At 44.4% G+C, this 24,455-nt stretch carries 21 protein-coding genes; 3 read left to right on the forward strand and 18 right to left on the reverse strand.

Features of this window, described 5'->3' with window-relative positions:
- Window positions 1-143: 143 nt before the first annotated feature.
- From V6W81_RS19130 to V6W81_RS19175, 10 genes are all read right to left on the reverse strand, one after another.
- Window positions 144-2,678: a beta-mannosidase gene (locus V6W81_RS19130; protein ID WP_338540075.1), complete on the reverse strand. Its 2,535-nt coding sequence runs from the start codon at window positions 2,676-2,678 to the stop codon at window positions 144-146.
- A 49-nt stretch (window positions 2,679-2,727) separates the two neighbouring features.
- Entirely contained in the window at window positions 2,728-4,017 is a 1,290-nt protein-coding gene (locus V6W81_RS19135; RefSeq protein WP_338540076.1) for an ABC transporter substrate-binding protein, read from the reverse strand.
- Window positions 4,018-4,068: 51 nt separating this feature from the next.
- Window positions 4,069-4,902 (reverse strand): carbohydrate ABC transporter permease, encoded by an 834-nt coding sequence (locus V6W81_RS19140; RefSeq protein ID WP_156395443.1) that lies wholly within the window; start codon window positions 4,900-4,902, stop codon window positions 4,069-4,071.
- The gene (locus tag V6W81_RS19145; protein ID WP_056696959.1) at window positions 4,899-5,816 is read right to left on the reverse strand and encodes a carbohydrate ABC transporter permease; all 918 of its coding nucleotides are present in this window, start codon (window positions 5,814-5,816) and stop codon (window positions 4,899-4,901) included. Before V6W81_RS19145 ends, V6W81_RS19140 begins: the two co-directional genes overlap by 4 nt.
- A gap of 248 nt (window positions 5,817-6,064) precedes the next feature.
- Entirely contained in the window at window positions 6,065-7,114 is a 1,050-nt protein-coding gene (locus V6W81_RS19150) for a LacI family DNA-binding transcriptional regulator (RefSeq protein WP_338540077.1), read from the reverse strand.
- A gap of 269 nt (window positions 7,115-7,383) precedes the next feature.
- On the reverse strand, window positions 7,384-8,637 hold the full coding sequence (locus V6W81_RS19155) for an aspartate kinase (protein WP_307212546.1): 1,254 nt from the start codon (window positions 8,635-8,637) through the stop codon (window positions 7,384-7,386).
- Between the two features lie 190 nt (window positions 8,638-8,827).
- A complete protein-coding gene (efp, locus tag V6W81_RS19160) occupies window positions 8,828-9,385 on the reverse strand; it encodes an elongation factor P (protein WP_056696506.1) in 558 nt (185 codons plus the stop codon).
- A 318-nt stretch (window positions 9,386-9,703) separates the two neighbouring features.
- Complete coding sequence (locus V6W81_RS19165; RefSeq protein ID WP_145045326.1) at window positions 9,704-10,777, reverse strand: M24 family metallopeptidase; 1,074 nt, start codon at window positions 10,775-10,777, stop codon at window positions 9,704-9,706.
- Between the two features lie 39 nt (window positions 10,778-10,816).
- Window positions 10,817-11,260, reverse strand: coding sequence for a type II 3-dehydroquinate dehydratase (gene aroQ, locus V6W81_RS19170; protein ID WP_145045328.1), 444 nt, complete (start codon window positions 11,258-11,260; stop codon window positions 10,817-10,819).
- A gap of 77 nt (window positions 11,261-11,337) precedes the next feature.
- Window positions 11,338-11,913, reverse strand: coding sequence for a YqhR family membrane protein (locus V6W81_RS19175; protein WP_338540078.1), 576 nt, complete (start codon window positions 11,911-11,913; stop codon window positions 11,338-11,340).
- Window positions 11,914-12,149: 236 nt separating this feature from the next.
- Here V6W81_RS19175 and V6W81_RS19180 point away from each other — a divergent pair, with 236 nt between their 5' ends.
- Window positions 12,150-13,142 carry a DUF1385 domain-containing protein gene (locus V6W81_RS19180; RefSeq protein ID WP_145045863.1) on the forward strand — a complete coding sequence of 331 codons (993 nt, stop codon included), beginning with the start codon at window positions 12,150-12,152 and terminating at the stop codon, window positions 13,140-13,142.
- 5 nt (window positions 13,143-13,147) lie between these two features.
- A complete protein-coding gene (locus V6W81_RS19185; RefSeq protein WP_145045332.1) occupies window positions 13,148-13,483 on the forward strand; it encodes a hypothetical protein in 336 nt (111 codons plus the stop codon).
- A 90-nt stretch (window positions 13,484-13,573) separates the two neighbouring features.
- On the opposite strand, the gene V6W81_RS19190 is transcribed toward V6W81_RS19185, so the two are convergent.
- The 3 genes from V6W81_RS19190 to mntR form a co-directional block, all read right to left on the reverse strand.
- The gene (locus V6W81_RS19190; RefSeq protein WP_338540079.1) at window positions 13,574-14,575 is read right to left on the reverse strand and encodes a patatin-like phospholipase family protein; all 1,002 of its coding nucleotides are present in this window, start codon (window positions 14,573-14,575) and stop codon (window positions 13,574-13,576) included.
- 93 nt (window positions 14,576-14,668) lie between these two features.
- Complete coding sequence (locus V6W81_RS19195; protein WP_338540080.1) at window positions 14,669-16,282, reverse strand: family 10 glycosylhydrolase; 1,614 nt, start codon at window positions 16,280-16,282, stop codon at window positions 14,669-14,671.
- A gap of 236 nt (window positions 16,283-16,518) precedes the next feature.
- Window positions 16,519-16,947 (reverse strand): transcriptional regulator MntR, encoded by a 429-nt coding sequence (gene mntR, locus V6W81_RS19200; RefSeq protein WP_056696954.1) that lies wholly within the window; start codon window positions 16,945-16,947, stop codon window positions 16,519-16,521.
- 223 nt (window positions 16,948-17,170) lie between these two features.
- Between mntR and splB the strand changes: the two genes are divergently transcribed.
- Window positions 17,171-18,241: a spore photoproduct lyase gene (splB, locus tag V6W81_RS19205; RefSeq protein ID WP_338540081.1), complete on the forward strand. Its 1,071-nt coding sequence runs from the start codon at window positions 17,171-17,173 to the stop codon at window positions 18,239-18,241.
- Window positions 18,242-18,411: 170 nt separating this feature from the next.
- Here the strand turns inward: splB and V6W81_RS19210 are convergent, their stop codons facing one another.
- The 5 genes from V6W81_RS19210 to metG form a co-directional block, all read right to left on the reverse strand.
- Window positions 18,412-19,125 (reverse strand): cytochrome c biogenesis CcdA family protein, encoded by a 714-nt coding sequence (locus V6W81_RS19210; RefSeq protein ID WP_145045338.1) that lies wholly within the window; start codon window positions 19,123-19,125, stop codon window positions 18,412-18,414.
- 49 nt (window positions 19,126-19,174) lie between these two features.
- Complete coding sequence (locus tag V6W81_RS19215) at window positions 19,175-19,978, reverse strand: metal ABC transporter permease (protein WP_056696488.1); 804 nt, start codon at window positions 19,976-19,978, stop codon at window positions 19,175-19,177.
- 57 nt (window positions 19,979-20,035) lie between these two features.
- Entirely contained in the window at window positions 20,036-20,794 is a 759-nt protein-coding gene (locus V6W81_RS19220; protein WP_338540082.1) for a metal ABC transporter ATP-binding protein, read from the reverse strand.
- A gap of 57 nt (window positions 20,795-20,851) precedes the next feature.
- Complete coding sequence (locus V6W81_RS19225) at window positions 20,852-21,877, reverse strand: metal ABC transporter solute-binding protein, Zn/Mn family (protein WP_310142471.1); 1,026 nt, start codon at window positions 21,875-21,877, stop codon at window positions 20,852-20,854.
- A 333-nt stretch (window positions 21,878-22,210) separates the two neighbouring features.
- Window positions 22,211-24,229 (reverse strand): methionine--tRNA ligase, encoded by a 2,019-nt coding sequence (gene metG / locus V6W81_RS19230; protein ID WP_056696485.1) that lies wholly within the window; start codon window positions 24,227-24,229, stop codon window positions 22,211-22,213.
- Window positions 24,230-24,455: the final 226 nt, after the last annotated feature.

Consider the following 24,455-nt stretch of genomic DNA (forward strand, 5'->3'; position numbering starts at 1 on the left):
TTCTTGCTCCATGTCAAAAAAACCGAAATAGGAAAGCATCGTTCATGCTTCCCTGTTTCGGTCTTTTGTCGAATTAGTATAGAGGTTGTTCAAAAAGTCCTCTTTTGATTACATAGCATGCCTTGAGGCACCTTACTCATCCATCACCTTGTTAGTGTAGCGGGTACCTCTTCGGCATTTAATGCTGATACGGTGATATGTTGGTATTCAAGTGATTGCCCATCTGCCTGACGTATATCAATGGTTCGCTGCTCCCCTGGAAGAAGATCAAAATAGTTATCACTCATGCGCACATTACCTTGCGGAATCAGAATCTGAACCATTCTAGCTACCGCATCGTTTGCTTGCACTAGCAATTGCTGGGTTTCTTCATTATATGAAGCGTGTATGCTGCTCGGACGAAGCTGTACATCTTTTGCATCGCGTAAATAATAAACGTTATCTAAGCACTCCCATGCAGGCGCAGATAACTTCAGCACCGCCTGTTCTGGAGGCAGATTTTGCAAAACTTGCTTTTCGTCCCACTCTCCTAGCTTCACGACACCATTGGCTTCCACTTCGGCATTCAGCTCCATACGATGAATCGAATGACCTTGCATATCATAAACCTCAAGGATGACCAGCCCACTAAGAGAAGATAAGTGATCATTAATTACCCACAACTCTAACTGCTCCCCAGGTTCATGGTTCAGACTTAATAGTAATGGATGATAAAATTTACGTGCATAATAATAGGATGCTTTTGGAAGCAACTCATAATCGATTAATGACCAACTGGTTCCAGGCCAACTGTCGCCGTGCTGCCAGATTAATGAGCCACTTGTGCGCGCTTTGTTACGTCTATAATGCTCAATCCCGTATTTTAATCCCTCAGCCTGAGTCAGCATTGAGAACTGGATATACTCATCTAGATCTTGGGGCACTCCTGTGAACCCTTCCATAAGCAAAATGCCCTTCTGATGGTTCGTATCCTTGTTACGATAAGCCATTTCAACGCTTCCCCAATAGAATTGATCCTCTGGAATATGTCGTTCCAACGTATATTTCGTAGCCGAGGCATGCATACCAAACTCACTACTGAATAACGTGAAATCATTTTTATAGTTTTTGAATGTGACGCCCTCGACACTGTAATCTAGCAAAGGCACCTCACCAAATTTACGTGGATAGACGGAACCATGCCATACTTGCCAGTTGTGACGATCTCCATGATTTGGATCATTCGCATCGTTCCCGCCATAAGGAGATGAGGGCCAGTATTGGCGTGCAGGGTCAAGCTGTTCTAGCAGCTCTGGTAAAATCTCATGATAAATGGTCTCACCGTAAAATGGTGTCGTGATTTCGCCAGATGACGATTTCATATCGTACAGCCAGTCAATTTCATTATTGCCGCACCATAAAGCCAGTGATGCATGATTGCGCAGCCTTTGAATATTGCAAATGGCCTCCTGCCGTACATTTTCCACAAAATCAGCATTGTAATCAGGGAAAAGTGCGTTGGCAAAAGCGAAGTCCTGCCACACTAACAACCCGAGCTCATCACATAGATCGTAAAAGACATCTTTTTCATAAATGCCTCCTGCCCAGATTCGTAGCATGTTCATATTAGCTTCTACGCCCAACATGATCAGATGTTTATATCGAGAGTCAGGTGCGGCCCCAATTAGATTATCTACTGGAATCCAGTTCGAGCCTTTGGCAAACAACTTCACCCCGTTAATATGAAAAGCAAATGCAGGCTGTCTCTGTTCATCTTCCAGCACCAGCTCCACGGTTCGAATTCCAATTCGTTGCTCTTTGCGATCTATCTCCACTCCGTCTGCATACAAGACAGTTTCCAGTTGATAGAGGTAGGGCTTACCTAGATCATGCGTCCACCATAATTGCGGCTGTGATACTTGCAGATCGAACCCTACCTTACCACTTAGCAACTCACCGTCTGCTTGAGCCACAACCTGCTGATTCTCATCAAGTAGAAGAGCACGGTAAGTCAGATGACCACATCCACGATACTTTTTCGCTTCAAGCTCAACTTTAATATCCGCCTCTCGGTTGTCACAGCGCTTCGTATATGCATATACCCCTTCCAACTTGGCTTGCACATGACGCTCCAGCTTAACCTTGCCCCAGATCCCCACGGTTACGATGCGCGGCCCCCAGTCCCAACCGTAATTCATCGCTGCCTTCCGAATCCATGGACGTTCCTTCGTGTACGACGACCACTGCATCAATGCTTTGTCTCTATGATGAAGGTAGAGTGGATCAAAGCGGACAGCAATCGTATTTTTGCCTTGGCGTATAACGCGGGAGACATCATACACGTACGTTCGGTGCATATTGCTGGCCGTTCCAATCTCAAGACCATTTACATAAACGGTAGCATGCGTATCTAACCCTTCAAAAATCAATTCCCAGCGCTCTTGTTTGGTTGGATCGGAATCCATCTGAAAGCGTGTGCGGTACCACCACTCCTTCTGCTCCACCCAGCGCGAATTGATATCATTATGACCATAATATGGATGATCAATTAACTTACGTTCAATCAGCGTGGAATGTACATCACCCGGTACACTCGCACTGATCCAGAAACGGTCATCCAAGTCTGCATCCGCAATGGTCAGCGGCGGTTTCTCGCCCACTTCATATTGCTGAATTCTCCAATTATCACTTAATAGCATGGTTTCTGCCTCCATCTATATCATTCAATGTCCATCCAATGAGTTTTGTTTATTTTATTTTACTTTCGGCCTGTTTACCTTTCTCCACCAATACATCATAAGCTGCATCCAATGTCACCTGACCAAACATAACACTCTCCATCTCCGACTTATACGTAGCCGTAAAATCTTCAGCACCAGCAGGCGCAGGATAGAATGGTAATGCCTTCGGTTTAGCAACATCAAGCAATTCTTTACCAAAACGTTCTCCATCCGTAAGATTAGGCTCAAGGGAAGCGTACACTTCATCATCAATTGGAATACCACGCGTCATCCCCAAAATCTGACCTGCTTCTGGGTCAGAGATGAACCATTTGATAAACTCTTTCGCCTGCTCGACATTTTTGGAATTTGCACTTACAGAGAAGAAAATCGTTGACTGAGCCCAGCCACCTCCACTCTCGCCGATCGGATTGCTGTTCACGGCTAGCTGACCTGGTTTAAGTGCTTCAATTGCACTCGCCGAGCCGACCGATGCTGTACGAAGCATAACTTTACCAGAACCCAGTGAGTCAAGCTGCGGATCATTCTCTTTAAAAGCTAGCTGCTGATCTGCTGGCGGTACAACACCTTCTTTTTGAAAATCGGCATAGATATTGTTAAATTCGAAAAAGGTATCTTTATCCAGATTGAATTTCCCATCTTGGAAGATAGGTCCTTTACCTTTGGCAGTCTGATAAAATTGATAGAATTCCCAGATGTTGCGCAGGTCATCAATCGGATATTTATCCTCTGGCAGCTTGCTCCGTGCCTCTTTGGCATAAGCAAAGAAGTCATCCCAAGTCCAGTTGTTAAAAGGTAATTTGATTCCGTATTTCTCTAGTGTCACTTTATCATAGACCAATCCTGCACCATTGTAGCTCAGAGGCACTCCGTACAATTTGCCATCAATCTTAATGTTCTCCAGAACCTTCTCATCCACAATACCACTCAAGTCCAGATCAGAAAGATCCGCCAGTTGCCCCCGCTTCGCGTAGCCCTGGATATAAGCCGCATCCATTTGCAGAATATCTGGGAGAGAGGACGAAGCCGCAAGAGTAGGAAGCTTCTGCCAGTAACCATCCCATGATGTAAATTCTGTTGTGAGTTTGACATCGGTATGTTTCGATGTGTATAGTTCGATTGCTTTTTTGGTTGCTTCATGTCGAGCATCCGAGCCCCACCACATCATTTTGAGTGTGCCGTTGCCCTGGCCTTCACTTGCGCCCGAATTAGATCCTCCTGCACAGCCTGTCACCATGACCGCAGCCAGCACACCGATCGTCAAAGTCTTTAACCAACGTTTACCTTTGATCACCATTGAATGACACTCCCTTGTATGTGAAGTTAATGTGATACCTCTCACCAAAAATCAACCCTTGATCCCTGTTGTCGCGATACCTTCCACAAAATGCTTTTGAGCGATAAAAAAGACGATTGCTGAAGGAACAACGGACAGTAATGACATCGCGAGCAATTGACCCCACTGTACCTCAAACTGATCAATAAACATCCGAAGTCCAAGCCCCACCGTAAACTTTTCTACCGAATTGAGGTATAGCAATTGCGAGAAAAAGTCGTCCCAGCTCCATAAGAAGGTGAAAATCGCTACGGTAACAAGTGCAGGCTTGATTAGCGGAGCAATAATACGGAAGAAGATACCGTAAACGGAGGCTCCATCAATCTGCGCCGCTTCATCCAGTTCGCGTGGAATACCACGAATGAATTGCACAATCAAGAATATGAAGAATGCGCCGCCTCCGAAGAAATGTGGCAATATCAGCGGAACATAACTATCCACTAATCCAAGTTTGTTGAACAAAATGTACTGTGGTACAACGGTTACTTGTGAAGGCAGCATCATCGTTAGAAGCAGCACCGAAAACCAGAAGTTACGAAATCGGAAATTTAACCGACCGAATCCATAACCGACTAGAGCTGCTGTTACGACACCACCAAGTACATTCCAAAACTCCATCATTAACGTATTGGCAAAAAAACGAGCAAACGTAAAATCAGACGTAAAGTTCCAGCCGTTGCTGTAGTTCTCCCATAACCAGGTTGTTGGCCATAATGACGGTGAGGATAGCTCCGTTGTGCTTTTGAAGGAGGCTCCAATCCACCATAACACCGGGTAAATCATGAGCAGTGAAAATGGAATCAGAATAAGGTGTGCCTTCCATGTCTTCTGGCTGCTAGTTATCATTTTGATTTACCTCCTTCGGATTCATAGAAGACCCAGTACTTAGATACGATGAAATTCAGTGCTGTAAAGACACCGATAATGACAAGTAGAATCCATGCCAGCGCTGAAGCGTAACCCATTTGAAACTGCTTGAACGCCTTATCATAGAGGAACAATACATACATGTACGTAGAATTCGCCGGGCCTCCCGCGGTAATGACAAAAGCTGATGTGAACATTTGAAATGAGTTAATAATACCGAGTACAAGGTTGAAGAACATGACCGGTGATAACATCGGGATGGTGATAGAAAAAAATTTGCGAATACTACTAGCTCCATCCACAGAGGCGGATTCATATAGATCTTTGGGAATCTGCTTCAATCCAGCTAGAAAAATGACCATTGTTGACCCAAACTGCCAGGCATTCAGCAAGATCAAAGTACCTAGTGCTGTATTCGGATTGGATATCCAACCGATTCCGGTAATTCCAAACCAGCCAAGTACGTGGTTGATGTAACCATCCATGCCGAACATGTTCCGCCACAACGCGGACACTGCAATGCTGCCTCCAATTAAGGATGGAAAGTAAATCGCAGTACGATAAACATTCATGCCCTTAATGTCTTTGTTCAGCAATATCGCAACCATGAGTGAGAAGAAAAGTTTAATTGGCACCGCTAGTAGTACAAATACAAACGTTACTGTAAGCGATTTCAAAAATAATTTGTCAGATTGTAATATTTCGCTATAGTTACGCGTGCCTACCCATGTTGGCGAATCTAAAAGAGAATAGTCTGTGAACGAAAGATAGAACGATTGCAGAATCGGCCACAGTGTTAATAGCAGAAAACCAATCAGCCAAGGCGAGATAAACACATAACCAGCCACATTCTGCTGGTAGATCCAGCCGATTCCCCGCTTTTTGCCGAACATAGCATTACCCCGTTTCCATTGTAGTCTGTCAGCGTGAAACGCTGTATCTGAGTACATCATAGTCATTTTCGAAGTATTCTGTCAACTAATTTATCGATTATATTATGTTTACAAAATTTAAATAGGTTTACTTTAAGCGTTTACATAGATAATAATATGAATATTCCTCGTTTGGTAGATATTCCTTTCATACCAAATAGGCTATCCTTTACATTCCCCTGTAATGGATAACCTCACATGGTTGTATGTTAGACTAGGCTATCAATGCTGCCTTTGATAATCAGCTCACCTTGAATTAGTCTCTTCTCATAAGGCATTGCGATATGCTTCAGCCTCCATTGCATGATTTCTACTGCCTGCACTCCTAGCGCCTCAGTCTCCGCGTTTACAGTACACAACTCAGGATATTGCGCCTGAACGTCAGGATCGTTGTCAAAAGCAACAACTGAAATATCGTTAGGAATTCGTTTACCTTGTCTCTCCAGTTCAGCCATGCATAATGAAGCCACCTTGTCGTTGGCACATACTATCGCGGTGGTGGAAGAATTCTCACTGAGCTGTTGCATTGCTGTGCGAATCAGCTCTAAATTATCGTGATGATGCGTCGGTCTAATCTGTAGCAGCTCTTTATGTGGAGCGTAAGGTATACCATTTTCATCAAGAATCGCCTTAAATCCACTCCAACGATCGGCAAAACTACGGGCATACGACCAGTCTCCTACAAACTGAATATGTCGATGGCCTTTACCGATCAGAAATTTCGTTAGCTTACGATAAATATCATAATTGTTCATAAACACCGTATCTGAAGCAACTAACTCATCCTCGTGATCTATGATAACAAAAGGAATACCAAGTGTACGTAACTCAACCAGCATAGCTGTATCAATCAGTCCGATCCCGATGATACCCAGTAACGCCTCTGGTCGCATGAGTTTGTTAAAATTATGAGGACTGTCGTCTGTAATGAGTACCGATGAAATCCCATGCTCTTCTAAACCGCGAAACACGCCTTCAAGCACACGCCCCCAATAAAAAGATTCTCGATTCTGACTACGGATATTGGGAAAAAGGATACCGATCATTCGCTCTTCTTCCTCTGCCTGCGTCTTAGGCGCCATCGTGCGTCTAGTTAGTTGCTGATCCAAATAACCTAGATTCGAAGCCACTTCAAATATGCGCTCACGTGTTGCCGTACTGATGCCTGCCTTGCCAGATAACGCTTTCGATACTGCATATTTGGATACACCTACTCTATCGGCAATTTCCTGCATCGTTACTTTTTTCTTCTTGTCCAACGCTACTCCACCCGCCTCTTCTAAAAGGTTTACAAAATGATTTTGTAAACCAAACTAACACGTTTACATCATAACAAAAGAGAAGCATGCTGTATAGGAATGATGTCGTCGTTCCTAAGACTCATCGGGAGTCAACAATGCGCTGAAGGCGGCATAACGTATAATAACGAACCAAAAAAGGCTAACCGAATGTGCTTCGATTAGCCTTTTCTTATGCCTATCGGTCTATGTTGCTACGAACCAGACTTCCAGACGATATACTGATGCAATTATCGACGAACTTGCGGCCCGCCAACTACAGCTTGTTCCGCCGTGTCGAGGTCATAAGCTGTGTGCAATGCCTTGATTACATCATGCAGTTTCTCCCCATCGATGACACAGGAGACTTTGATCTCAGAAGTGCTTACCATTTTGATGCTCACACCTTCACCTGAGATCACTTGGAACATCTTCGCAGCCACGCCTGGATGACTCACCATACCTGCGCCAACGATTGATACTTTAACCAAGTTCTCTTCAGAAGTCACTTCACGATACGGTAAACGGCTGTGGAGGCTCTCAATGACACGCAATGCGTTCTCACGATCAGACAATGCTACGGAGAAGGAGAAGTCTGCTTTCCCGTCCATTACACCACTTTGCACGATGATATCAACGTCAAGCTGTTCAGACGCCAGAGCACCAAACACCTCTGCTAGAACTCCTGGGGCATCTGGAACACCCAAAATGCTGATGCGAGCTACGTTTTTGTCATAGGCAATACCACTAACCACTACACCTTGTTCCATCGTTGCTTCCTCCTTCACAACCGTTCCTTCATTATGGTTAAAGCTGGATCTAACAATCAAAGGTACACCGGAATGCTTCGCGTACTCAACTGCACGCGGGTGCAACACGGCTGCGCCCAGATTTGCTAATTCCAGCATTTCGTCATACGAAATTTCTTTCAGTTTACGTGCAACCTTCACGATCCTTGGATCAGTAGAATAAATTCCGTCCACATCCGTATAGATCTCGCACGCATCCGCTTGAATAGCTGCTGCCAGCGCTACGGCCGTTGTATCCGAGCCGCCCCGACCTAATGTAGTGATCTCGCCGTCTTCTGTCATCCCTTGGAAACCTGCAACGATAACAATATTACCGTCCTCAAGCGCTCTCATTACTCGCTCAGGCTGAATATCGTTAATACGCGCTTTGCCATGAACTGGCTCTGTGCGGAAACCAGCTTGCCAGCCTGTAAACGACACAGCTTTGCGTCCAAGTGCTTGAATAGCCATGGATAACAAAGAGATTGAAATCTGTTCTCCAGTCGTAAGAAGCATATCCATCTCACGTGCGGGTAACTCACTATTCAATTGTTTCGCTTGATCAATCAAATCATCGGTTGTATCTCCCATTGCCGAAACGACAACTACACACTGATGGCCTTCATCCATTTTCTCTACAACACGTCCAGCTACACGTTTCATACGCTCCGTGTCTCCGACCGAGCTGCCCCCAAATTTCATGACGTACAATGACAACGCAAATCCACTCCCTACCTTGTGCAGTATGCATAATTGATGTCCATCGCCATTATTCTCTCCGAAAAATGACTTTAACCCAGTATATTACGAAAGCGTCTGATAGGCTAACCTTTTTTCGAAAAAACCCTCTGCCAAACAAATGGCAAAGGGTTGATCAGACCGTTTATTCGCTTACAGTCATTGAAAGTTACGCACGGGAAGAGTATTTACCTTCACGTGTATCGATCAGGAGAACGTCACCTTCGTTAATGAACAAAGGAACTTGTACATTCAATCCTGTTTCTACTTTCGCGTTTTTGGTAGCACCTTGTGCAGTGTTACCTTTAACGCTTGGCTCTGTTTCGATAACTTTCAACTCAACGCTTGTTGGCAAGTCAATCCCGAGGATTTCTCCTTGGTAGCTAACGATTTTTACGTTCATGTTTTCTTTCAGGAAGTTCAATTCCCATTCCAGTTGGTCACTAGTCAAAGTGAACTGGTCATATGTTTCGTTATCCATGAACGTGTGCTCTGCACCACTTGCATACAGGTAAGATACGCCACGGTTTTCGATGATTGCACGGCCAATTGTTTCACCTGCACGGAATGTTTTTTCAACCGTGTTACCATTGCGCAAATTTTTCAATTTGGAACGTACAAAGGCAGCGCCTTTACCTGGTTTAACGTGTTGGAAATCAAGTACGGTATAGATATCGTTATCTACTTGTACAGTCAAGCCTGTTTTAAAATCGTTTACTGAAATCACAAAGATCCCTCCTGGTATAGTTGAAAAGTAGGTGATACAGGACAATACGTTGATTGAAGGTGGGGAATCTTCTGATTCGCAGAAAATTACCGCTGAGACCGTTCCAGAGTCGGATCGTTCTTCCGATCGCTGTTGTCTCCCCATTTTTATTGATTAGACTATAATAAGGTTAAAAATGGGGAGACAAAGGCGAACGCTGACGCTTCTTTAGAATCGATTCCGTCTCTTCCACTACTTCGCAATATATTCCTCACCATTCAGGAGATAATCTCCCACCTTCTAAATCAAAAATTTCCTTTATCACCGGTGGATAGTTATTTAGCCGATAACGGTAAATTTCTTATCCGATTTTGTTAAAATATGAATGCCTGTCTCTGTGATAACCACATCGTCCTCGATGCGTACACCGCCAAGACCGTCGATATAAATACCCGGCTCAACAGTTACGACCATGCCCGGTTTCAATACATCATCACTAAGCTTGGACAAACGAGGAGATTCATGAACCTCCATACCTAAGCCATGACCTGTGCTATGTCCGAACTGATCTCCGTAGCCGTAGCCTGCAATGACATCACGTGCCAGTGCATCGGCTTCGCGTCCGGTCATACCCGGTTTCAGGTTCTCCAGCGTATGTAACTGGGCTTCCAGTACGATATCATAGATTTTGCGCAGCTCAGGTACCGGTGTACCTGTTGCAATGGTACGAGTCAGATCTGAACAGTAACCGTCCAGCAACGCACCAAAGTCAAACGTAATCAATTCGTTCTGTCCAATAACCTTCTCACTCGCTACCCCGTGAGGCATTGCAGAACGTTCACCTGAGGCAACGATCGTATCAAACGATGAAGACGTCGCACCATGCTTACGCATGAAGAACTCCATCTCCAAATCGACCTCACGCTCAGTCATGCCCGGTTTAGCAAATTGTAAAACGTGGCTGAACGTTGCATCTGCCAAATCTGCTGCTCTTTGCATTACAGCGATTTCATCTTCGTCCTTGAACATGCGAAGTTGTTCCACAATACCGGATACAGCTTTCAGTTCAACCGGGTGAAGTGTTTCAGCATAAGATGCATGCGTGCCAAATGTCACGCTATCTTGCTCAAAGCCAACTTCTTTGATGTTTGCGGAAAGCAACAGCTCACGCACGGAATCCATCGGTTTTGGTCCGTGTTCCACAACGGTAAATCCTTTAGCTTGTAGAGGTGCTTGTGTCATATAGCGGAAATCGGTCAGCAAGTATGCTTCCTGTTCCGTAATAAGCACGTATCCCGCTGAACCCGTAAAGTTCGTCATGTAACGACGGTTAATCGGATTAGTAATCAGCATAGCCGTGAGTTCACGCTCGTGCATAGCCTCACGCAACTTATTCACTCGTTTGTTTTCCATCGGTAACCCTTCTTTCTCTCACATTCCCGGGTTCCCGGCTCAGGTTTGTTTGTCCAGATGACGCACGAGAGCCAGCAATCCCAGTTCATAGCTTACTTCGCCAAATCCGGCAATCTGCCCGATCGTTTCTGCAGCAATTACTGAATGATGTCTGAACGCTTCGCGTGCATGAATGTTGGATAGATGAACTTCCACTGTAGGGACTTTTACGGCATTAATCGCATCCCGTATAGCGTAGCTGTAATGAGTAAAAGCTCCGGCATTCAGCATGATTCCGTCGTCTTCCCCCATCGCTGCGTGGATTCGATCAATGATGTCCCCTTCGTGATTAGATTGATAAAAAGCGATGGAGACGCCCAGCTCTTCAGCCTGTCTGCGAATTTTGTCTTCAATATCCTTCAGACTAAGCGTTCCATAGATGCCAGGTTCACGTACACCTAGCATGTTTAGGTTCGGGCCATTGATCACAACAATCCGTTTCATAGCTGCTCCATCCTCTCTGCAAATAACCATCTGCTATTTTAACACAGCCATTGCCGGATTGAGAAGCTTTTTTGCGGCTATGCTCCTGCTTTCTCTGGCTCACGCTTACGTTCGTCTGTGTACTCCATAGCTACTGTATAACCGATAAAGAGTCCCCACAGCAGGAAGAAACAGAACTCAGTGATGATCGAATCCCAAGTTAATTCATTCTGAGGCTTCATCATATGCACCTTAGGTCCGACCAGCACAAAGATAATAAGCCACCAGACGATTCCGTAGATCATACCCGGGATCGGCCCTTTCAGCTTGCGAAGTGTAAAGGTATAGAGAACAGCAGCTAGGATAGAAAACGCGATAAAAAACAACCATCCTGTCAAATGCCCTGCCATGGAATACACGAATGCATGTTTGAAAAAAGGCTCTGCCAAAAAACCTAAAGGTACAATCGTAAAATGGATGACATAAAACAGTAAATATATTGCACCCCATATAAACCCCGCGAAAAATCCTAATTCTAGAGCAAACGGAAATGGCTTGGTCAAGTAATGCGCTTCCCCTTGTTTTTGCTTCCTACGGACATTCCGCTCTGCTGGCTTTTCACTATCCGAAATTCGGTCTTTCCGATGACCTTGATTTTCTGTATGCTCTGTCATGTGTTAAGCTCCTTCCATTTCTCTCTTCTGCATCGGTACAAGGCTGGTATTCCCATTGTGAAGCTTCGATTCACACGGATTGTTTATGGGGTAGTATGTTCCAATCTGACCAAACTTAACAACATCCAGCACGGATTGTCCTGCAAACTAGAAATTGCTCTCAAAATTCGATACAATAGGGTTATTAAACCGCCTTCTACCATGAAGGCATAGAACAGAATAGGAAGGTGAGTAATTTGCCTCAACAATCCAAGCCTGTCAGCTATGGGGGGCAAGCTGTCATTGAAGGCGTAATGTTTGGTGGGAAACACGTCAATGTTACGGCTGTGCGAAGAAAAGACGGCGAGATCACGTATTTGGAAGTTCCCAAGCAAGACAAGTCCTGGGTCATGAAATTACGGCGGATTCCGTTAGTGCGCGGGATTGTCAGCATTATAGATTCGAGCGTTAAGGGCAGTAAACACCTGAATTACTCTGCTGACGCGTATGCTGATGATGAACTGGAACCGGAAGAAAAAGCAAAACAAAAAGAAAAAGAAGGCTCTGGCTGGAGCCTGAGCATGATTATTGGAGTAACCGCAGTAGCCATACTCTCATTCTTATTCGGGAAGATTGTACTTACCCTGCTACCGGTGGTCATTGAGAATTTTCTTTTCAAGAATGCATTCGACAATCAGTTTTTGCATAATTTACTGGAAGGCGGCATTAAGCTGATTCTGTTGCTTGCTTATCTCTGGTTGATCTCACAGACACCCATGATTAAACGTTTGTTCCAATACCACGGTGCGGAGCATAAAGTAATCAGTGCCCATGAAGCAGGTGAAGAGCTCACGCCAGAAAATGTGCAAAAATATAGCCGACTTCATTATCGTTGCGGCAGTAGCTTTATTATGTTGACGGTGATTATTGGTGTATTTTTATACTCCCTCTTCACTTACGACAACCTATGGGAACGCATGGGTCAGCGGTTGATTTTGCTACCTGTAGTTCTGGGCATTTCCTTCGAATTGCTGAAAATCACCAATTCCGTTCGTGATATTCCGCTGTTACGCTATCTCGGTTATCCGGGGTTGTGGCTACAGTTATTAACGACGAAAGAGCCTACAAATGAACAGGTTGAAGTATCCATCGCCTCATTTAACCGTATGCGTGAGTTGGATGCAAAACTTGCAAATGCTTCTGCAGTGTCAGAAATTCCTGTTGCATCACTTGATCCTGTGAAAGGGTGATTGATATGAACAAGCAGGCGATCTTATTTTGGACGTTCATCGTACTTGCTGCTATTGGAGCATTAGGTTTTTTGAGCAGCGGTGGAATTTCCCGAATTGTCATACCTCTGATTGTGTTAGGCGGAATATTCCTGCTGTATAAGTATCCTCCCCAGCGCTGGAGACGTAAATCAACGCCTAAGGTTAAACCATCGGCACGAACGATGGCCAAAGTTAATGCACAACAAGGCAGCACCAAAAAGAGCACTAGCGGATCATCCAAGAAACGCAAAGATTATCCGTTCCAAGTCATTCAAGGTCAAAAAGGTAAAAGTGATGAAGATATTCCCAAATTTCATTAACTTTGAATAAAGGAAATCACCAAAAACAGCAACTCTCTATCATGAGAATTGCTGTTTTTTTGTGTAGTGTATCTGAACAGTTGCATCTTCTTATACAGGTGTCAGGGGTAGTGATTCGGTTTGTTTTTTCCGAAGTTCTTTGCGCTGCTTATTCAATTGTTCGTCATACCATTTTGTATTCCACCCACTAAAAAAGTCCGTGCCAGCAGCTAACCCGGATAAATATAAAGCTGTGCTATCCTGGGCTGAAAGGTGAAACTTTGTGGGTTTAATTCCTATGGTCGGTATTTTGATCGTACGGAAACGATTAATCTGTTCGATATATCGCTCATCATGAGCGGTAAGCATCGTCTCCACCAACGCCTGAAGCATGCTGAGTGGCCCTCTAATTCGTGCTGACTTCCCTTCTGTCTTGCCAACCATTTTAAATCCAACGACCGGAATCGGTTCACCGCTTCGCTCTAAGCGTTCCCCATCAAATAACCACAACGGAAAATTACTGAGCAACCCACCATCCACCACATACACAAACTGATCGGGAAAACGCATGCCTTTAGACAGGATTGGAGATCTTCGAATGACAACCGGATCAAAAAAGTAAGGAATGCTACAGCTCATGCGAACAGCCTTGGCTACCTCAAGCATACTAGGATCAATGCCAAAGCGCGCAATGTCGTCAGGTAAAACCAATATCGTGCCGTTTGTAATATCCGAAGCGGTAATGAGTAATTTGCCTTTTGGAAGATCCGCAAAGGTTCGAATTCCTTTTTGCTTCAGCATATTGCGAATCCATTCTTCGAGTGCTTCCCCAGAGTATAGCCCCTTCTTCAGAAACAACCTTGCCGCAGGACCGATCCAGCGTACATCAAATATAGGAGAACGACGCAGCAATGAAGCAAATGGCATATTCTCAATAATGGTCTTCATTTCTTCTGCTCGGTACCCTGCCGCAATCAGAGCAGCTACAATGGAGCCAGAGGATGTACCTGCCACACGGTGAAACACCATATCGTAATCCTGCGCTGCCTGCACTGCACCCGCAAGTGAGATTCCTTTAACGCCTCCACCTTCAAACACCGCATTAATTAACATGCTAAATACCCCCGTTCTCCAGACAGCCATGTTTCTACTGCAACTGTATGAGAACAGGGGTTGGTTATATTACGTATATCACACTAAAAAATTCTATAGTCCATAATATGCTTTGAGTCTGGCAATCAAGCCCAATGTATTCTTCGTCAAATGCTGTGAGCTGAAGTAGATATCACCCTTGATCAAGTCATACTTTTCATTATAAATGAGCTGGTCTATAATCTCTTGTGAGGTATTCCAGCCAATCTCGGATGTCCCCAGCTTATAAGGCGCATGGCCAATGTACAGTTTAACGTTGGTGTTCGCTACCTCATTAACCCACCAGTCCACAACTTTATCATAACGAGCAGCACTCAGTGTCATACTCCAGTACACTTGAGGTGCGACATAATCAATCCACCCTTGTTTGATCCATGTGCGAACATCTGCATGCATGCTGTCATAAGCCGGCACTCCTGCTCTTGTATCGGATCCTGTTGGATCATCCGCTTTATTACGCCACACGCCAAAAGGACTAATGCCGTATTGAACGTTGGGCTTCACACGATGTACACTCTCTCCAAGCTGCTTCACGAATTGATTAATATTATCGCGTCTCCACTCCGCACGATCCTTGGTATTCAAGGTATTATAGGTCTTGAATGCGGCGTCATCATTAAACGTAGCGTTAGAGGGATAGAAATAATCATCCAAATGCACACCATCAATATCATACTGATTAACCACTTCCATGATTGTATCAATAATATGCTGTCTGGCTTGCGGCATACCTGGATTGATATAAAGCTTGCCTGATACATTGACAATCCAGTCTGGATGTAATTTGGAGACATGATTCGCTGCCAATCCGCTGGTACTCGCTGAATTCGTAGCACGGAACGGATTGAACCATGCATGGAACTCCATCCCACGTTGATGTGCTTCTTCGATCATGAACGACAGTGGATCATAGCCTGGATCTTTACCTTGAGTTCCTGTGAGAACCGTGTTCCATGGCACAAGTCCTGATGGATAGATTGCATCAGCATTCGCCCGAACCTGAACGAACACCGCATTGATTCCCATGTCCTTTAATGCATCCAACTGCTGTGTATACTCTTGTTTTTGCTTCGTTATGTTGTTTCTTGCTCCAGATGACGGCCAATCACCGTTTACTGTTGAAATCCAAGCCCCACGCATTTCTTCTGAAGCAGGCGTCTGTCCAGTGCCACCTGGTTCAGCAGGAACAGCTGGGGTAGGCGTTGGTGCAGGTGTGGATGTTCCTTCATCTGTCGTCAAATCGATAACTTGCTCCGATTGATTCCAATTCACACGAATCCCGAGATTCTCACTCACAAAACGAATAGGAACCATAACGCGACCTTGCTTCAGTTCTACTGAAGCATCCAAACCAACCACTGTGTTATCCACGGTAGCCTGCTGACGACCACTAGTCATGCTGATGACTGAATCAGCCTTTTTGATCGTTACGGTACGTGTTGCTTGAGACCATAATACAGAAGCCCCCAGCCCTTCACTAATAACACGCAAAGGAACCATGGTTACATTCACCTTAGGGATAATGTAAGGCGCTACATCTGAGTCTAAGCGTTGTCCGTCCAAGTTAATGACGATTTCCTTCTGTCCTGCTGCATGTGCCGTCATTCCTGCTGTCTGCAAACCCAGCACAAAAATAAGCAACAGGATCAATCCTTTACGAAACTTCATCGATAGCAATCCTCCATCATTTTTTTAAACTCGCGGCAAATTCTGCTAGTTTAATAGACGCTCCTACTGATGGTTTAGTTGCGATCAATCACCAAATGTTGGATAGAAAAAAACCAGCTTACGCGCTTTATCACATGACGATAAGCATCGTTGGCTGGTTTTCAGAAGGCTTTTACAAGCATTCATTTGGTATCATTTCATTACTTATGATCCAATTTCGATGTTATGAATATCTATTACGATTCTGTATTACTCATAACATCCTGCAGGTTTTTGAGGTCACGCAACCGGCTTTCATCTTGACGGAAATACTCGACTAAAGACTCGATACACGTAATTGAATCCCAGCTTAAGTGGTGTTCAATTCCTTCTACGTCCTTATAGATATTTTCCTCTTGGACACCAATCGTTGTCAAAAATTGCTCAAGCAGATGATGGCGCTCCATCAACCGTTTCCCCATCTTTTTACCTTTTGGAGTGAGTACCAAGCCGCGGTACTTCTCATAGATCAAGTACTCGTCTTTGTCCAGCTTTTGGATCATTTTCGTCACCGATGAAGGATGCACTTCCAATCCTTCAGCTATATCAGACACACGAGCATAGCCCTTTTCATCAATTAATTTGTATATACGCTCCAAATAATCTTCCATACTGGGCGTTGGCATCTGCTTCCCTCTCTTCTCTCTGATCGGCAGCTGTTCCTGCCTGATCCCTATCTTATAATGATACATGTTATCAATGCGCATTGGCAAGTCCTCTGGAAATGCATGAACCTGATTGCGATTTTGAATGTCTAAAAAACACCATCCGCACGCAAGTATTGGCAAGGTTGACATCACCCTTCTTGAGACAAACTAAGTACAGTTTCGTATCGAAAGGAGTGTTGATGTGAGTACAAGTGTAGCGCAGCCCCCAGTTCGCAAAGCAAAGGGTACTAAACCCTTTATTCCCGATTTAGTGTATTTTGAACCTGGTGCGCTGGATTATGATAAAGGAAAACGAATCATGGAATGGGTCACCTCTAGAGATATCCCTTACCAGATGACGACATCCCATAATCGTATCACGAACCTCCCTGGTGAGACGGAGCAAGAAAAGTATCGGATGGCTAAGCGTACACTGGTGGTAGGTGTTCGAAAAACGCTTAAGTTTGATCAATCCAAGCCTTCGGCAGAATACGCTATTCCAATTTCGACAGGTTGCATGGGTCATTGCCATTATTGTTATCTACAAACCACACTGGGTGCCAAACCTTATGTACGTGTGTATGTGAATACGGAAGAGATTATTGAAGCGGCCAAAGGTTATATCGAGGAGCGCGCTCCTGAAATTACACGATTCGAGGCAGCCTGTACGTCAGATCCGGTAGGACTGGAACACATTACAAAAAATTTAAGTGATCTAATTCGATTTATGGCTGATGAAGAATACGGGCGATTGCGATTTGTAACCAAATATCATCACGTTGATCCATTGTTAAACCTGAAACATAACGGTCACACCCGAATCCGTTTTAGCGTTAATTCCGATTATGTCATCAAAAACTTCGAACCAGCAACGTCCCGCTTTGAAGAACGGATCGAAGCTGCCGGTAAGATCGCTCATGCCGGTTATCCCTTAGGTTTCATTATTGCCCCAATCATGTGGTATGACGGATGGGAAGAAGGGTACTCGGAATTGCTACAAAAGCTTGCAGATACATTGCCCGAAGAAGCAACCAAGGATCTCACGTTTGAGATGATCCAGCACCGTTTTACCAAAACAGCGAAAGCGACCATTGAGAAGCGTTACCCCAAAACAAAGCTTGAGATGGATATGGAAAAACGTAAGATGAAGTGGGGGCGCTGGGGACAGTATAAGTATGTGTATAAAGACGACCAACAAGACGCTTTGCGTGAATTCATTACGGAACGGATTTTCGAGCATTTTCCTTTAGCTAACATTGATTACTTCACCTAAAATTACAAACAATCCAGAGTATGACACGGATACGGACTTCTATATGGATTCCTACAAACAAAAAGCAGGTTACATGATCCAGAATAATCTGGGCTCACATGTAGCCTGCTTTTGTATCCCCTTATTCCTACCCTTTTATAAATTCATGGGTTCACACATGAAGCCATTCGTCAGATGATCATCCAATCTGGTGTGATACTCTGCAACCAAATCGTTATTTTGGTCATCTGACCTGTGTATAGCAAAATACCCATAAAGACCATCAATGCTCCGCCAACCTTCATCAACACATTCGAATAGCGCAAGATCCAGCGTGTTGAACCAATGAAGAAAGCTAACACAAAGAATGGCAAAGCAAAACCGACTGTATACCCTGTAATCAATGTAAACCACGTTGTTGGCTCACTAGCAGCCATCGCAATAATCGCAGTCAGGATTGGCCCGATACACGGTGACCAACCAGCAGAGAACCCTATACCGAAGATAAAAGAGCCAAGGTACCCTGCTGGTTTCCATTTCATATCCATTTTACGCTCTTTCATAAGAAATTGCGGTTTGAATACCCCGAGCAAAAACAACCCCATCAATATAATTAAAATAGCAGACAACTGACGGATCAATTCTCGATGATCATTGAAAAACTGACCAAATAATCCAGCTCCCAGCCCAAGTGTATAAAATACAGCTGAGAAGCCTAAAATAAACGCCAGCGTATGAGTCAACGTCTTAAAACGAACTTCTCGCAGATTACGATCATCCTTCAAGCGTTGCACCGTCATACCTGTAATATAAGACAAGTATGACGGATACAGTGGAAGACAGCATGGTGATATAAACGAAGCTACTCCTGCAACAAAAGCCACCCATACGTTAACATCAGGCATGATGCGGATGTCTCCCTTCTCCGGGCTCGCTTGCTTACTCGTTCAGTCGTTAGGCACGGAACCCTTTTTTTCCAATCATCGTCAGAATAAGCATCATGATGAGTAGCAATACAATGGTTGCTCCTGGTGCGAGATTCCAAATCCCGGCTACAACCAGTCCAATAACTACGGCAATTTCACCAATAACTACGGACAAAATAATAGCCGACTTGAAGCTTCGCGCCATCAGCAGGCTGACAGCTACCGGAATCGTCAATAATGCCGATACAAGCAGAGCACCCACGATTTTAATAGCTGTACTGATCACGAGCGCAGTCATTATTGTAATCAACATGTTTAACAATCGGACGGGCAAGCCCGTAACTGCCGCAGCGTCCTCTTCAAAACTAAGCAGGAAAAATTCTTTATGTAACAGAGCTACAACGATGACCACAATTAGAGTGACCACCCCTACTAGTTTCAAATCCGTGGCATCTAGAGTATAAATACTTCCGAATAAATAACTCATAACATCTGTGTTATACCCTTTGCCTAACGTGAAGAACAGTGACGCCAGCGCTACGCCTCCGGACATAATAATCGCAATAGATAGCTCTGCATAACTCTTGTATGCCTTACGCAGCTTCTCAATCGCAAACGAAGCCAGTACAGCAAATACAAGTCCTACGCCAATCGGATATACCTCAATGAGGAATCCAAGTGCAACCCCGGCAATCGTCACATGAGAGAGCGTGTCCCCAATCATCGACAAACGTCGTAATACCAGAAATAACCCGATCAGCGGAGCAGTGATGCCAATTAACAATCCACCGGCTAGTGCCCGCTGAAAAAAATCACTCATTAAAATTTCCAAAACATACACGACTCCTTCTTCGGCCTTGCTCTAATCCAAACGTACCCAACACTGCATCTATTTTACCAAGGAAGTAGTATGCTGTAGATTCGTTTCCGCACAGTCTTCAATCTCATGGGAATGGCGAACATGAAAATGAATTTTACCGTTCGTTACAGCCGCCTGCGAACCCAGATAGTTCTCCATCCGATCCATATCATGGGATACCATCAAAAACGTCATCCGATGGTGTTCATGCATATGGGTAATTAATTCGAAGAAGCTGTCCTGCGATTCTGCATCGATTCCAACCGTTGGTTCATCCAGAATAAGCAAATCTGGATGATTGATCAGTGCTCTTGCGAGAAACACACGCTGTTGCTGTCCTCCGGATAATTGTCCAATCCGCTTGTTCGCCAGATCCTCAATGCGCATCACCTGTAAGGCATCTGTGCATTGTTGCTGCGCTTTACGTGATATTCTCCGAAACATATTTTTGTTATTGTACAAGCCAGACATGACCACTTCACGCACTGTTGCTGGAAAAAGTGGATTAAACGCATTTTTTTGCGGCACGTAACCGATTTGCTCCCAATCCTTAAACCGGCGAATGGATTGTCCGAACAACTTAATATCCCCCTGTGCCGGAGGTAATAGTCCTACCAGCATCCGCAATAATGTTGTTTTCCCCGCTCCATTCGATCCGATTATACCAACAAAGTCCCGTTCTTTAACCATAAAATTAAGATCGTTGATCACTTTCTGATCTCCATAAGAGAAGGAAAGCTTCTCGATCTCGATGATTGGATCATGACATAGTGGCATGATTTGCTGCATTGCAAAGCCGCCCTTCATTATATATGAGGATTCTAAGTTAAAATCCTTCAGTCTACCTTATTTTAATGCGATCAATAGATTTTGCAAATTTTTTTCCATCAAAGTGAAGTAATCATCACCATTATCCACCTGTTCTTTAGTCAATCCTTCAACTGGATTTAATACCATCGTCTCTACGTCTGCTTCACTCGCAAGTGTTTTGGCAAGTTTATCAGATACCAGCTCTTCGAAGAAAATATACTTAATGCCTTCATCCTTAACGAGCTTCGCCAGGTTAACGATGTCCTGACCAGTCGGCTCAGCATCAGGAGATAGTCCCATAATAGCATGTTGAGTCAATCCATAATCGCGTGCCAAGTACCCGAACGCCTGATGAGAGACGACAATTTCTTTATTAGGAACTTGAGACAACTGTTCCGTAAAGCGTTGATCAAGTGCTACAAGTTTAGCATGTAGTTCTTCATAACGCTCTTCATACCCGGCTTGGTGGGAAGGATCTGCTTCAACGAGACTATTTTTAATATTCTCTGCCATAATCATAGCCGATTTAGGACTTACCCATGTGTGTGGATCAACATGATGATCCGCAACTTCTTCAGTGGCCGTTTCTTCATCAGAATGTTCATCTGTGTGCTCATCTGCATGTTCGTCCGCGTGCTCTTCATCATGCTCTGCACCATGTCCGTGTCCGTCATCACCTTCAGCTGTTAACAGCGTAACGCCTTCACTTACAGCAACAGATTTCACTTGTGTATCGCTGTTCAGTGATTTGAGGAAATTCGGAACCCACCCCTCAAGACCTGCACCATTATAAAGGAACAATTGAGCTTTGGATGTATTAACAATATCCTGGCTCTTAGGTGTCCATTCATGGGGTTCAACACCCGTAGGCAGCAAATTAATTACATTCGCATCTTCTCCACCAATAGCCGCTGTAAATGCATATACAGGATAAAAGGTCGTGACAACATTCACTTTATCTTCCACAATCTTGGCATTATTCGATGTACTCTGGCCACAAGCCGTTAGGAGAATTAAGCTAACAATGAGGAAGCCGCTCCATACCCACTTCATCCGGTTCATCCCTGTATGCTTCGATGCATGGTTCTGCCCATCTGTATTCCTGTTTATTAAACGCATGTTTATAATCACTCCGTATCTCTTAATCGTAAATATTACTGAAAGAATTATAGGGAACCTGTCTCTCATTGTCAAGCAGCTTCCTATTCATTCTTACCTGGTATACAGAGTTCATAACAATATATGCTTGTTTTCTCACGATCAGATCAGAAGTTACAGAATATGCAAAGAAGATGACCCGAATGATCGGGTCACCTCTTGAGAATAGCCATATGTTGCCATTGATTCGATATGTCCAACTGAACGGTTACATATGAGTCTCGGTGTTAAAGCTTCTTATTTAACTTGAGCACCGTTAGGCATGCTATCAGGTACGGTAGCGAGTGTAAGCTGATCTCCGTGCGATGCAGCCAGAATCATGCCCTGAGACAGCTCTCCACGCAATTTTACTGGCTTCAGGTTCGTAACGCAGATGACTTTGCGTCCAACCATCTCTTCTGGAGAGTAGAATTTGGCAATGCCGGACACAACCTGACGTTTCTCATAACCAAGATCGAGCTGAAGCTTCAACAGTTTATCTGCTTTTTTGACAGGCTCACAGGCAATAACTTGCGCAACACGCAGTTCTACTTTTGCAAAGTCATCAATGCCGATCTCTTCTTTGCCTTCTGGCGCAGAAACAGGTTCAGTCGCCTCTGAAGCAGCTTGTGGAGCTTCAGACTGTTCTTCGGATTTCTTACCACCAGTCATCGCCTCGGAGATATAAGCAATCTCTTGTTCGGAGTCAAGACGTGGGAAGATTGGATCACCCTTTTGCAAAGCATTTCCAGCCGGAATTACGCCCCATTGTTTCGCAGTATCCCAGGCAGTAAGCTCGCCTTCTTGGATACCTAGCTGTTCCCAGATTTTACGCGGAGCGCGTGTCAGGAATGGCTGTAGCAGGATGGAAGCAATCCGCAGGCTTTCAATTAAGTGAGCCATTACAGAGGCAAGCTCATCGCGTTTAGCTTCATCACGAGCTAGTGCCCACGGCTGTGTCTCATCAATATATTTGTTGCTGCGGCTAACGAATTGGCTGATAGCTGTCAACGCAACGGAGAATTGCAGATTCTCCATAGCGGTTTCTACTTTATCCACAGCTGCTTGACCTGCTTCTTCGAGCGATACATCAAACTCTGTTACACCTGATGTAAATGCAGGCGCTTGGCCTCCGAAGTATTTATCAACCATAGCGACTGTGCGGTTCAACAGATTACCAAGATCGTTGGCAAGATCCGAATTTACACGATCAACGAAGCTTTCTGGTGTAAACGTGCCATCTGAACCAAATGGAACTTCCCGAAGCAAGTAATAACGAAGAGAATCCAGACCATAACGGTCAATCAAGGTTACCGGATCAACAACATTACCTTTGGATTTGGACATTTTGCCATCCTTCATCAACAACCAACCATGTGCAAACACTTTTTTCGGCAATGGCAGATCAAGCGCCATCAGCATGATTGGCCAGTAAATCGTATGGAAACGAACAATCTCTTTACCTACAAGATGAACATCCGCAGGCCAGAATTTATTATACAGGGTAGGATCAGATGATCCGTAGCCTAATGCTGTGATGTAGTTAGACAACGCATCGATCCACACGTACACGACATGCTTTGGATCGCCTTTTACTTTAACGCCCCATTCAAATGTCGTACGGGAAACAGCGAGATCTTCCAAACCCGGCTTGATAAAGTTGTTAATCATCTCGTTCTTACGGGATTCCGGTTGAATAAACCCTGGGTTATCCTCATAATACTTGAGCAAGCGATCAGCGTATTTACTCATGCGGAAGAAGTATGATTCCTCTTTCACAAGCTCAACGGGATGTCCGCTATCCGGGCTCTTCGCCGAAATGATCTCACCCTTATCATTCTTCTCAACATCGACTAATTGCGTTTCCGTATAATACGTTTCGTCTGGAATACTGTACCAGCCCTCATACTCACCTTTGTAGATATCTCCTTGTTTCAGCAAACGGTCAAAAATATCTTGAACCACCGTTTTATGACGCTCTTCCGTTGTACGGATAAAATCATCATTGGAGATGTCCAGCTTGTTCCACAACTCTTTGATACCTACCACGATGTCATCTACGAAAGACTGAGGCGATTGACCTTTCTCCTGTGCTTTACGTTCAATCTTCTGTCCGTGCTCATCCGTGCCTGTTAAGTAGCGAACCTCGTATCCACGTAGACGCTTGTAACGCACCATTGCGTCACCAGCTACCGTTGTGTATGCATGCCCAATATGCAATTTGTCGCTTGGATAGTAGATCGGTGTTGTTAAATAAAATGTTTTTTGATCAGCCATGAATGACTTCTCCTCCTTTAATCCGTTTCACAATAGTTTGAAAAAGAACACAAAAAACTCCCGTCCCTATGGGACGAGAGTTGTTCTCACGTGTTACCACCCAAATTCCCTGTATCTTTTGCAAAACACAGGCTCTGTCGGTCCTTCGACCGTCCATTAACGCTGGATCACGCCTCAGCCTTACGACAACGGGTCTATCCCTGTGTGTACGCTCGAAAGAGGTTCC

Origin of the sequence: Paenibacillus tundrae (genome assembly GCF_036884255.1) — a bacterium.
In the GTDB taxonomy this organism is placed as follows: domain Bacteria; phylum Bacillota; class Bacilli; order Paenibacillales; family Paenibacillaceae; genus Paenibacillus.